The sequence below is a fragment of the Roseimarinus sediminis genome, assembly GCF_050433125.1.
Taxonomy (GTDB): domain Bacteria; phylum Bacteroidota; class Bacteroidia; order Bacteroidales; family Prolixibacteraceae; genus Roseimarinus; species Roseimarinus sediminis.
Genome location: NZ_JBNPXV010000020.1, coordinates 38,548 through 50,318 on the forward strand (window position 1 = coordinate 38,548; position 11,771 = coordinate 50,318).

Annotated in this window: 10 protein-coding genes; 9 read left to right on the top strand and 1 reads right to left on the bottom strand. The window is 47.1% G+C overall.

Features of this window, described 5'->3' with window-relative positions; translation table 11 throughout:
• The first annotated feature begins 41 nt into the window (after positions 1 to 41).
• The 9 genes from FHS86_RS18025 (at position 42) to trpA (ending at position 10,475) form a co-directional block, all read left to right on the top strand.
• Complete coding sequence (locus tag FHS86_RS18025; protein WP_429417103.1) at positions 42 to 2,783, top strand: PKD domain-containing protein; 2,742 nt, start codon at positions 42 to 44, stop codon at positions 2,781 to 2,783.
• Positions 2,784 to 3,156: 373 nt separating this feature from the next.
• Positions 3,157 to 4,590, top strand: a complete 1,434-nt coding sequence (locus tag FHS86_RS18030; RefSeq protein ID WP_429417106.1) for an anthranilate synthase component I family protein — start codon at positions 3,157 to 3,159, stop codon at positions 4,588 to 4,590.
• Between the two features lie 9 nt (positions 4,591 to 4,599).
• Complete coding sequence (locus FHS86_RS18035; RefSeq protein WP_429417109.1) at positions 4,600 to 5,217, top strand: anthranilate synthase component II; 618 nt, start codon at positions 4,600 to 4,602, stop codon at positions 5,215 to 5,217.
• 49 nt (positions 5,218 to 5,266) lie between these two features.
• The gene (gene trpD / locus FHS86_RS18040) at positions 5,267 to 6,253 is read left to right on the top strand and encodes an anthranilate phosphoribosyltransferase (protein WP_429417112.1); all 987 of its coding nucleotides are present in this window, start codon (positions 5,267 to 5,269) and stop codon (positions 6,251 to 6,253) included.
• 28 nt (positions 6,254 to 6,281) lie between these two features.
• Complete coding sequence (gene trpC, locus FHS86_RS18045) at positions 6,282 to 7,058, top strand: indole-3-glycerol phosphate synthase TrpC (protein WP_429417115.1); 777 nt, start codon at positions 6,282 to 6,284, stop codon at positions 7,056 to 7,058.
• A gap of 93 nt (positions 7,059 to 7,151) precedes the next feature.
• Positions 7,152 to 7,829, top strand: a complete 678-nt coding sequence (locus FHS86_RS18050) for a hypothetical protein (RefSeq protein ID WP_429417118.1) — start codon at positions 7,152 to 7,154, stop codon at positions 7,827 to 7,829.
• Positions 7,830 to 7,843: 14 nt separating this feature from the next.
• Positions 7,844 to 8,431 (top strand): phosphoribosylanthranilate isomerase, encoded by a 588-nt coding sequence (locus tag FHS86_RS18055; RefSeq protein ID WP_429417121.1) that lies wholly within the window; start codon positions 7,844 to 7,846, stop codon positions 8,429 to 8,431.
• A 46-nt stretch (positions 8,432 to 8,477) separates the two neighbouring features.
• Positions 8,478 to 9,653 (top strand): tryptophan synthase subunit beta, encoded by a 1,176-nt coding sequence (gene trpB, locus FHS86_RS18060; RefSeq protein ID WP_429417123.1) that lies wholly within the window; start codon positions 8,478 to 8,480, stop codon positions 9,651 to 9,653.
• A gap of 48 nt (positions 9,654 to 9,701) precedes the next feature.
• Complete coding sequence (gene trpA / locus FHS86_RS18065) at positions 9,702 to 10,475, top strand: tryptophan synthase subunit alpha (protein WP_429417125.1); 774 nt, start codon at positions 9,702 to 9,704, stop codon at positions 10,473 to 10,475.
• A gap of 348 nt (positions 10,476 to 10,823) precedes the next feature.
• Here the strand turns inward: trpA and FHS86_RS18070 are convergent, their stop codons facing one another.
• The gene (locus FHS86_RS18070; protein WP_429417127.1) at positions 10,824 to 11,468 is read right to left on the bottom strand and encodes a hypothetical protein; all 645 of its coding nucleotides are present in this window, start codon (positions 11,466 to 11,468) and stop codon (positions 10,824 to 10,826) included.
• Between the last annotated feature and the right edge of the window lie 303 nt (positions 11,469 to 11,771).

The following is an 11,771-nucleotide window of genomic DNA, read 5'->3' on the forward strand; positions in this document are numbered from 1 at the left end:
CAAACAACTTAAATATTACAATCATAACTAAAATGAAACCAATGAAACAGCTATTAACCTTTTTATTCATTATGAGTATGATGATGTTTGTTTTGGGTGCAAATGCCCAGGACGAACTACTAACAGGCGGCAACATGGAAAGTGCCGATGCCTGGCAAAGCAGTGTATTGAATTCACCTGCCGAAGGATTGGCGGCAGCGAACTGGGGCTCGGCCGAAAACACCCTTGCCTCGGGGACAGGGGGCAACCTCTATGTTAGCGGAACATCGAACAACAGCACAGTGCAATATTGTATTTATCAGGCGGTAAATTTAACAGCCGGTAAAAACTATGTTTTCGATGGCGCCTTTAAGATACTTCAAAGTAACAACAGCTGGTGTGAGGTCTTTATCGGCACCCAACCGGCCGATGGCTCCGACTACGGTGAAGGCCAGTTCCGTCTGGCAGCCCTGGGTACCTGGGCCAGCTACGCCAATGAAGATGGCACTTTCGGCCAGGATCTTGAAAATTATGCCAGCTTCATCCCCGATACCACGGGCAGCTACTACTTCGTTTTAAAAATGGGAAGTACCTCGTGGGACGGCACCGATCAGGCCTTCGCATTTGCAGTGGATGAACTGTCGCTCACTGCACGCGAAAGCGCCCCCGTTGTTGAGTTTGAAGCCAACGCACTTACCGGTCTGGCTCCTTTTGAAGTACAGTTTACCGACCAATCGACCTTTGCAGAAAGCTGGGAATGGAATTTTGGTGATGGCACAGGCAGTAGCGAACAAAATCCGGTACACGTTTATGAAAGCGAAGGAATTTACACAGTAAGCCTCACCGCCAGCAATTCAACCGGAAGCACCGAGCTGGTTAAAACCGGCTACATCACTGTTAACCCGGGAGAGCAACTCACCGCCGGAGGAGTGCTTACAGGAGGAGAAATGAACGACGAAGCAGCCTGGCAGTCCAACTTTTTGGCTACACCCGAAGGCAGTGAGCCGCTGGTAAGCTGGAACGACATGGAAAAAACGCCTGGGGCCGGTCGCGAAGGTGCCTTGCACGTCAATGGAATGTCGCAAAATTCAACCGTTCAATATTGTATTTATCAAATGGTGAATCTCTCAAAAGACTACCAATACGAATTCAACGGGGCCTTCCGCGATTTTACCGCCAACCTGAATCAGGCCTGGGTTGAAGTGTACATTGGCACTGAACCCATCGAGGGGCTCGATTATTCAAAAGACGATCCGGGCAATTTCATGCTGGCTGAATTCAGCACCTGGAGCACCGAGTGCAATCCAAAGGGGCTCGACGGCACCTTCCTGAAAAATGCTTGCAACAACAAGGTTTTCACCCCCGAAGAAGATGGAGAATATTTCTTTGTGTTGAAGTTGGGATCGACCGACTGGGAAGGCAAAGAAATGCCCTTTGCCATGTCGATCGACGAACTTTCGCTTACGGCACAACGTGTCGCGCCAGTTGCAGCCTTCAGTGCCAACACCCCCCTGGGCTTTGCTCCTTTAAGCGTTCAATTTACCGACCATTCGACCTTTGCTGAATCATGGACCTGGGATTTCGGAGACGGCAACAGCAGTACAGAACAAAATCCGCTTCACACCTACGAAAATGTTGGATCGTACACGGTCACCTTAACGGTCAGCAACGAAGTGGGCTCAACAGTGCTTGAAAAGGCAAATTTCATCAAAGCCAACGAAAAGCCCGAGCTGCCCGAAGGAGAAATGCTTTATGGTGGCAACATGGAAGATCCCAACCTATGGAACATCACCGAACTGAATGCCACTGCACCCACCGAAGCCGTTTGGAATTACACCGACGATGTCGCTGCCCATGGCCAGGGTGGTGGTCTTTACCTTTCGGCCCAGGTGCTCAACAACCAGGCGCTGTATTGCATCTGGCAACAGGTGGAACTGAAAGCCGGAATGAAATATACTTTTGATGCAGCCTTTAAAGATTTGAGTGAAAATCTCGACCATTTCTGGAGTGAGGTCTTTATTGGAACCAGTGCCCCGGTCGATGGTGCCGATTATGGCGAAGGACATAGTAAAATCGCTTTCTTCAACTCATGGACCGCCCAAAACGGAAAAGGCATCGACGGGACTTTCCTGCTCAATGGGGGCCGCGATAACGATGAACCAGTTGGCATTTTTGTACCCGAAACCGACGGCACCTATTATTTTGTAATTAAAACCGGCGCAATCGACTGGGAAAATACCAACTATGCCTTTAAGGTACTTATCGACGAAGTACATTTAAGCGAGTCGGAAAATGTACCTCCTGCCAAAGCCGACTTTTTCGCCGACCTTACCGAAGGAGCTGCCCCGCTGGAAGTTTTCTTTACCGATCTGTCGGAAAATGCCATTTCGTGGGCCTGGGATTTTGGCGATGGCAATACCAGCACCGAACAAAGCCCTTCGCACACCTATACCACAGGTGGAATCTTCACGGTAAGCCTGGTGGTATCGAATGGCGAGATGAGCGATACCCTCACAGTTAGCGATTTAATCACGGTAACTGGCGGAACTTCAGTTTTCCAAGCTAACAACTTCTCGGGACGGGTTTATCCTAATCCTTCAAAAGGAGTTGTAAACATTGAAGCTCCCGGCATTCACCTGAAGCAGCTGCAGGTTTTCGACATCAGCGGCAGACAAATGGTACCTTTCAGCATGCAGGCTAGTAATGAAAATGCAATAAGCATTCATATTGAGAAAAAAGGATGGTACCTGCTTCGTTTGAACGATGAAAAAGGCAACTGGCATTTCAAAGTACTGATTCAATAAAAGAAAATAATTTCGTAAAGTAAGTTCATAGAAGAGAAGTTGAAAACGGGGAATGATTGCTCATTCCTCGTTTCAATTTAAAATTACATCATGCGCTTTCCCTTCATTTCAGGGCATTTCACAAACTTCTTCTTACAATTAATATTTTATTTACACACTTAGGCTTTGATTTTTAAAAAGCATTCTGTTTATTTGTACTCATCAAAAATGAAATAATGCAAACAAGAACTGTAAATACCTGGTGGTGGCAACAACTTAATTTCGATATCGGAAGTTGAGCAGGCCGCTCGTGTGTATAAAGTTGAAAAATATTCAAGGCTTGTCGGAACTTCCGACAAGCCTTTTTTCTTTTAAAATCGTAACAAACTAAAAAATGAACAGGATAAAAATTAACACCAAAACCACCAAATTGTCGGGAACCATTGCCGACCTGGTGACGCCGGTCAGCATTTACCTGAAAATGCGCGACACCTACCCCAACACCCTCCTGCTTGAGAGTAGCGACTACCATGGTTCAAGCAACAGCATGAGCTACATTTGTTTCGATGAAATTGCCACCTTCGAGGTAAACCGCGGAAGCATGAAACAACAGCTTCCGGGAACAAATGCCGAAACGACGTCCATCGATCGCGGACACATGGTGACCGAGGCACTCAACAATTTCCTTCATGCTTTTGAAGTCCCCGAACTGACACAAAAAGGACTGGTAAACGGTTTGTGGGGCTATACGGCCTACGATGCCATCCGTTATTTCGAAACCATCAGTTTAAAGGAACGAAATGGTATAGAAGAAGGCATTCCCGAAATCAGGTACGCTTTTCATCGCTACGTGATCGCCATCAACCACTTCAACAACGACGTTACCCTGATCGAAAATCTGCAGGAAGGCGAACAAAGCAAAGCCAACGAACTGACCAACATCCTTCTGAACCAGAACGTGGTCAGCTTCCGCTTCAAAACCGTAGGAAATGAAACATCGAACATCACCGACGATGAATACATGCAAATGGTCGACAAAGGCAAAGAACATTGTTTCCGCGGCAATGTTTTCCAGATTGTCTTATCGCGTCGTTTCAGCCAGGCATTTTCGGGTGACGAGTTCAATGTTTACCGCGCCCTGCGTCGTATCAATCCCTCGCCCTATCTGTTCTATTTCGATTACAGCAACTACAAAATATTTGGCTCGTCGCCCGAAGCACAGCTCATTGTGCACAACAACAAGGCCACCATCAACCCCATTGCCGGCACCTTCAAACGAACCGGCAACGACGAAAGCGACCGCCAGCTGGCCATTGACCTGGCTGCCGACAAAAAGGAAAATGCCGAACATGTGATGCTGGTCGATCTGGCCCGGAACGATCTGAGCCGTAACTCCTCGAACGTAATGGTCGATAACTACCGCGAAGTACAATATTATTCGCACGTATTGCACCTGGTTTCGGAGGTAAGCGGAGAACTGGCACCGGGAACCAATACCATCAAGGTGTTTGGCGACACTTTTCCGGCAGGTACGCTTTCGGGAGCGCCCAAGTACAAGGCCATGGAAATCATCGACGAACTTGAAAACGTGGCGCGTTCGTATTATGGCGGGGCCATTGGCTTCATCGGTTTCAACGGAAACATCAACCATGCCATTACCATCCGTACTTTTTTGAGCAAAAACAATCAGCTGATTTGTCAGGCAGGTGCCGGAATTGTTTCCGAATCGAAACGCGAAAGTGAATTGCAGGAGGTCAACAACAAACTGGGTGCACTGAAAAAAGCCATCATCGAAGCCGAAAATATCAATACTGAAATCAGTTTATAAACAAGGACAATGAACCACCCGATTCAATTACAATACACAATGATTGCAAAAACATCCAAAATACTGGTGCTCGACAACTACGATTCGTTTACCTACAACCTGGTGCACCTGCTCAGGGAACTGGCTCCCGAAAATGTAATCGATGTATACCGGAACGATCAGATCAGCATCGAAGCAGTGGGAAGCTACGATAAAATTGTACTCTCACCCGGACCGGGCGTGCCCGATGAAGCAGGCATCCTCAAGGAAGTAATTGCCACCTACGGGGCCACGAAAAGCATTTTTGGAGTGTGTCTGGGCTGCCAGGCCATTGCCGAAGTTTACGGCGGGCGACTGCTCAACCTGAACAAGGTGTACCACGGCGTAGCTACCGAAGTGTTCATCAGCGATCATAACGACCGTTCGTTTAAATGGCTCGACGAGTCGATCGAAGCCGGCCGTTACCACAGCTGGGTCGTCGATCCCGAAAACGTGCCTGCCGATGTGCAGGTTTCAGCCAGCGACAAAGAAGGCAACATCATGGGTCTTTACCATAAAACCTACGATGTAAGAGGGGTGCAGTTTCACCCCGAATCGATCCTTACTCCGGCAGGTAAACAAATCATGGCCAACTTTTTATCTGACTGAGCAAACGCGCAACAAACATTTAAAGTGAAACACAAAACAGCATTTTCAGATGAAGACCATACTCAACCGTTTAATACAACACCGCACGCTGAGTCGTGCCGAGGCAAAGGAGATTCTCCGGAACATTGCCACCGAAAAATACAACCAGTCGCAAATCACGGCATTCATGGCCGTGTACATGATGCGCAGCATTACCCCCGAAGAACTGGCAGGTTTCCGCGATGCCCTGCTTGAGCTTTGCATTCCGGTCGACTTTTCCGACTTCGAAACCATCGACCTGTGCGGAACAGGCGGCGACGGCAAGGATACTTTCAACATTTCGACCCTGGCATCGCTGGTGGTGGCCGGTGCCGGTTACAAAGTCGCCAAACACGGTAACTACGGCGTATCGTCGGCTTGCGGCTCCAGCAATGTGATGGAATATTTCGGTTACCGCTTCACCAACGATACCGACCATTTGAAACGGCAGCTCGACAAGGCCGGCTTTGTATTCATGCATGCCCCGCTTTTCCATCCTGCCATGAAAGCCGTAGGCCCCATTCGCAGGGAACTGGGCATGAAAACTTTTTTCAACCTCATCGGGCCGCTGGTGAATCCTGCCAATCCGCAGGCACAAATGGCCGGAGTTTTCAATCTTGAAACGGTGCGTTTGTACAGCTACCTGTTTCAGCAAACAGGCAAGCGTTACTCGGTACTTTATTCCCTCGATGGTTACGACGAAATTTCGCTAACCGGAAAGTTCAAAGTCGTATCGAACAACGAGGATCTTTTGCTCTCGCCCGACCATCTTGGTTTTACTACGCTAAGCCAGGAAGCCCTGTTTGGAGGCAATACGGTGCAGGAAGCCGCAGCCATTTTCAAGTCGATTTTGAAAGGTGAAGGTAGCGAAGCACAAAACAATGCGGTGACAGCCAATGCGGCCATCGCCATCCGCACCATGGATCCTTCGAAAAGAATTGATCAGTGCATCGAAGAGGCCCAGAGCTCACTGATGGGTGGCAAGGCAGCCAGGGTGCTTGAATTGTTAACAGCATAAAACCGACTTTTTCTGAAAATAAACAGCCATGAGCATACTCGACGAAATCAATCAAAACAAGTTAAAGGAAGTGGCCCTTGCCAAAAAAAGACTTTCTGTTGAAGAACTAAAAAGAATGCCCCTGTTCGGGCGAAACGTCCCTTCGCTAAGTGCTTCACTGCGGCAGCGCTCGGGCATCATTGCCGAACACAAGCGCCAGTCGCCATCAAAAGGAGTGATCAATGCCGGTGTTCAGCTGGAGCAGGTGGTTCGAGGCTACCAGGAAGCAGGAGCTTCGGCCGTTTCGGTACTCACCGACCAAAATTATTTTGGCGGCTCGCTCACCGATTTGCAGGAGGCAGCAGCACTCCTTCAAATTCCGATTCTGCGGAAAGATTTCATGCTCGATGAATACCAGCTGTACGAAGCCAAAGCCTTTGGAGCAGCAGCCATTCTGCTGATCGCGGCTTCGCTCACACAGCAACAGGTTGAAACACTCAGCAGCCTGGCCCACGAACTGGGCATGGAGGTGCTGTTTGAAATCCACCATGCAGGCGAACTCGAAAAACTAAGCCAAAATGTCGACATCGTGGGGGTCAACAACCGCAACCTGAACACTTTCTCGGTCGATGTAGAACAATCGGTAAAGCTGTTTGACCTGATTCCCGGTCAGTTTATAAAAATATCGGAAAGCGGAATCAGCAGCCCCGAAACAGTTAAAAGACTTAAGCACATTGGCTACGAGGGCTTTTTGATGGGTGAAAATTTCATGAAAGAAAATGATCCGGGAGCAGCCTGTAAGAACTTCATTACAATGATCGGCTAAAAGAAGTACGGAAATGCATATTTTAATAGTTTTACCAACGATTACTGTTTGAGTTAATTTTTTCACTCCCTGTTGGGGTAAATTGGATGTACTATGATTGAATATGAAAAAATTGTACCGTGGGGACGCTCTTATACCGAGTATGTGAGCATGTTCCATCTTTCGCCCGGCTTCCTGTCACAAAAAGTGCTGGGCTGTGGCGACGGGCCGGCAGCCTTCAATTCGGTGGCCAATGCCTTTGGTGGCCATGTCACTTCGATTGACCCGATTTTTGAACTTTCGAAAAAGGAAATTGAAAAAAGAATCAACGAAACCTTCACCGAGGTAATCGACCAGACGAAAGCCAACCTCGACAAGTTCAACTGGAAACAGTTTGGTTCCCTCGAAGGACTGGGAAAAATCCGCATGAAATCGATGAAACAGTTTTTAAACGATTACGAACAGGGAAAGGAAGAAGGACGCTATATTGAAGCCAGTCTGCCGGTGCTTCCTTTCAAAAACGATGCCTTCGATCTGGTGCTGTGTTCCCATTTGCTTTTACTCTATTCTGAAAAGCTGGATCTTGATTTCCACATCCGGTCGATCGACGAAATGCTGCGTGTTGGCAAAGAAGTACGCATCTTCCCAACGGTCGACCTGAATTCGAACGAATCGACTCACCTGAAAGCACTTATGGAACGTTACCCGAAGCACGAACTGGTAAAAGTAAACTATGAATTTCAGAAAAACGGCGACCACATGCTGGTCATCAGGAGGAACGAAACATGCTGATTAAAGTATGCGGAATGGGAAATGCTGAACGAATGTTTCAGCTGGCAGCAATGAATATTCAGATGCTGGGCTTTATTTTTTATCCCCCTTCGCCCAGGTACGTGCCCGGCAAAATTGAAGCAGAGCAAATCAGCAGGCTTCCTGCTGCAATCAGAAAAGTCGGGGTATTTGTGAACGAAACACCGTCGGTGCTTAGAGAAACAGCCTTACAATATCACCTTGATACGATACAGCTGCACGGCAACGAAAGCCCCGAACAATGCCGAATGCTCAGCGAAGCCGGGTTCAGCATTATCAAAGCTTTCAACTTAAATAAAAACAACAACTATAAAGCCTACGCCCCGTTTTGCGACTGGTTTTTATTCGATACTCCTTCGGAAAAACATGGTGGTACAGGCGAAAAATTCGACTGGTCGATGCTCAAAAACTACAACGAAGATCTTCCCTTTCTGCTAAGCGGAGGTATTGGCCCCAACGATGCGGATGAGTTAAAGGAAATCAAACATCCAATGATGGCCGGGATCGACATCAACAGCAAATTTGAGCTTTCGCCGGGAATTAAAAATATCGACGCGATAAGGTCATTCATTCAGCAATTGTAAGCTTCCCGTTGATCATGAACAAGGAAGTGAAAAAACAGAAGAGAATATGAAATATCAGGTAGACAATAAAGGATATTACGGAGAATTTGGAGGTGCATTCATTCCCGAAATGCTGCAGCCCAATGTAGATGAACTAAAAGCCTGCTATCAGGAAATTATTGATTCGTATGAATTTAAAAGGGAGTTCATCGACCTGCTGAAAAACTATGTGGGACGCCCTTCGCCGCTTTACTTTGCCAAACGGCTCAGCGAGCATTTTGGTGCGCAGATTTACCTGAAGCGCGAAGACCTGAACCACACCGGCTCACACAAGGTAAACAACACCATCGGGCAAATACTGCTTGCCCGTAAAATGGGCAAGAAACGCATCATTGCTGAAACCGGAGCCGGACAGCACGGTGTGGCCACCGCCACCGTTTGTGCACTGATGAACATGGAATGCATCGTGTACATGGGTGCCACCGACATCGAAAGGCAAATGCCCAATGTAAAGCGGATGGAAATGCTGGGTGCTAAAGTGGTGCCGGCCGAAAGCGGCAACAAAACGCTAAAAGATGCTACCAACGAAGCCCTTCGCGACTGGATCAACAATCCTGAAGATACTTACTACCTGATTGGTTCGGTGGTAGGCCCCCATCCCTACCCCGACATTGTTTCCCGCTTTCAGTCGGTGATCAGTGAGGAAATCGGGTGGCAACTCGACGAGCTGCTTGGCCGTACTTCGCCCGACTACATCGTGGCCTGTGTTGGCGGGGGCAGCAATGCCGCCGGGGCTTTTTACCACTACCTCGACGATGAAAAAGTGAAATTGGTGGCTGTTGAAGCTTCAGGCCTGGGAACTACCTCGGGCGAAACCGCTGCCACCATTGCCTGTGGCGGAACCGGTTTTATACACGGTTCGAAAACACTGCTCATGCAGGACGACGATGGACAAATCATCGAACCCTATTCCATTTCGGCCGGCCTCGACTATCCCGGCATCGGGCCCCTGCATGCCCACCTTTTCAAAAGCGGGCGCGCGCAATACATCGACGCCACCGATCAGGAAGCCATCGATGCCACCTTTTTGATGACCCGGCTCGAAGGCATTATTCCGGCACTTGAATCGGCCCATGCCCTGGCAGGCCTCTACAAACTGCCGCTGCAAAAGAGCGACGTGGTGGTGGTGAATGTTTCAGGACGCGGCGACAAGGACATGGACACCTATATCAGCAAAATGTAAAATACACGCGAAAGCATGCACGATTTTTCAACTTTCAATCCAAAAGCAATGAACAAGCTCCAGCAAAAACTCAACGATAAAAAAGAAAACCTGCTCACCATTTATTTCACGGCGGGCTATCCTCAACTGAACGACACAGGCACCATCATCAAAGAACTGGAAGCAGCCGGCGCCGATCTTGTTGAAGTAGGCATGCCTTTCAGCGATCCGGTGGCCGATGGCCCCACCATACAGCAAAGCAACCTGAAAGCCCTCCAAAACGGCATGAGCCTAAAAGTACTCTTCAAACAACTTAAAGCAATCAAAAACGAGGTGAACATTCCCATTCTGCTGATGGGCTATATCAATCCCGTGTGGAAATACGGGGTCGAAAACTTCATGGCTTCGTGCAGTGAAAGCGGTGTTTCGGGCCTTATACTGCCCGACATTCCACTTGATGAATACCTCGAAAGCTACCAGGCGCTTTACCGGAAATATGACCTGAGCAGCGTCTTTCTGATTACTCCGCAAAGCAGCGATGAGCGCATCAGAGCTTACGACGAAGCCTGCAACGGTTTTATCTACATGGTTTCATCGGCAAGCACCACCGGCGCCGGCAAAACGGTTGACCGTGAAAAACAACTCGAATATTTCAAACGGGTTAAAAGCCTTCAACTGAAAAACCCAACCCAGATCGGGTTCAACATCAAGGACCGTAGTTCGTTTGAATATACCACCCAACATGCCAACGGCGGCATCATTGGCTCGGCCTTCATTAAAAAACTAACCGAAGCAGGTGAGCTCAAAACCAAGGTCAACGACTTTGTAAGAAGCATACGATAGACGAAAACAGAAATATTTTTTGAAAACAAGTTGCAGGTGCAAATTTTTCAATTGTATTGAAAAAGTTCACCCTGTGAAATAACTACTATCTACAGCTTTTCAATCGGTGACATCGATGAATTTATCAATCCATCCAATTATATCCTTATTTCACAGGGTAAAGTGGTCACTAAGTCATTGGTCAGGAAGATTCATCAACTGGGGCTTACGACTGTGCGACAGCACGCTTACCCGAAGCCGGATTTGGGATGGATAATAGTCGTTTAAATCAACTTCAACACGCCTTGCGGTGTATGTCCGACTTATTGGTTCACTTTCCGGTTTGCCCTCAGAAACGAAGAAATTCTATTATAGTCTAAATGATAGAAATGGAGAGACCATTACATTTTCAAAACCAATTGCCAAAGTAATGTTACCCATACATCGCAATCCCAGTGACAAATTTTCGGTAAATGAATACTGATAATCAAGCTTTAATTCAATTCCAAGGTCATTAAATTCGCTATTCACAACTCCTGGCCACGAATACATCAGTTCATCTCCATTGTACCTGATACTGTAATCAGCGTATGATTCTTTCAACGACCGGTACGATACACCTGCTCCGGGTGAGAAAATGTGTTTCCTCAATTGAAAGTCACGTAAAAAGGTGACGCTATAAAAGTTATAAACATAGTAATACTGCTTTTCCCAGAAAAAACCTAAATAGTCGTTATAATGCTGTGAGGTATTCCCATTTCCAATAAAAAGTGCGACTGCATAGCCTGTATTCATTTTGTATGATGCCTCCATCCATGTTATGCTTCCGGTGAACATTTTCCCATACACTTCAGGATTTGACGAGAACTCGTCATCCTCCCAGCCATAACCAGGCGACAATAACTGCAACACATCGACCCAAAAACCTTTTCCAGCCTTAAGTGCTAATCCATGCTGAGCTTTAGCTCCGATACCAATTAGGATGAATACCAATACTGTTATCCATTTATTCATCTGTATATAATTCTTAAGTTGCTAATTACCTGTTGGATCAAGATTCTTTTCATTGAATTTTCTGGTTACCCACATGGAACTCGCCATCCGTCAGCTGACCATAGCCGTTAACTTAAGATGCTAACTACTTGCTAAACAGTATTTTTAATTGTCGACAGGGCACACTACCCCATGATGAGGTAGTTTGTAGTTTTTTCCTCATCTTTGTTTATATTTTTATTGTTAAAAATGAAAGGCGGTTTGAAACGTTATATTAAATAGACCGCCTTTCTTTGACTACCTGAAGGTACCATTTTTTAGAGG

What these genes read in the sequence shown, in the direction of transcription:
- trpD (WP_429417112.1), top strand. Translation starts at nt 5,267, where the DNA reads ATGAAGACCATACTCAACCGTTTAATACAACACCGCACGCTGAGTCGT.
- FHS86_RS18030 (WP_429417106.1), top strand. Translation starts at nt 3,157, where the DNA reads ATGAACAGGATAAAAATTAACACCAAAACCACCAAATTGTCGGGAACC.
- trpB (WP_429417123.1), top strand. Translation starts at nt 8,478, where the DNA reads ATGAAATATCAGGTAGACAATAAAGGATATTACGGAGAATTTGGAGGT.
- FHS86_RS18070 (WP_429417127.1), bottom strand. Translation starts at nt 11,468, where the DNA reads ATGAATAAATGGATAACAGTATTGGTATTCATCCTAATTGGTATCGGA.
- trpA (WP_429417125.1), top strand. Translation starts at nt 9,702, where the DNA reads ATGAACAAGCTCCAGCAAAAACTCAACGATAAAAAAGAAAACCTGCTC.
- FHS86_RS18050 (WP_429417118.1), top strand. Translation starts at nt 7,152, where the DNA reads ATGATTGAATATGAAAAAATTGTACCGTGGGGACGCTCTTATACCGAG.
- FHS86_RS18035 (WP_429417109.1), top strand. Translation starts at nt 4,600, where the DNA reads ATGAACCACCCGATTCAATTACAATACACAATGATTGCAAAAACATCC.
- FHS86_RS18055 (WP_429417121.1), top strand. Translation starts at nt 7,844, where the DNA reads ATGGGAAATGCTGAACGAATGTTTCAGCTGGCAGCAATGAATATTCAG.
- trpC (WP_429417115.1), top strand. Translation starts at nt 6,282, where the DNA reads ATGAGCATACTCGACGAAATCAATCAAAACAAGTTAAAGGAAGTGGCC.
- FHS86_RS18025 (WP_429417103.1), top strand. Translation starts at nt 42, where the DNA reads ATGAAACAGCTATTAACCTTTTTATTCATTATGAGTATGATGATGTTT.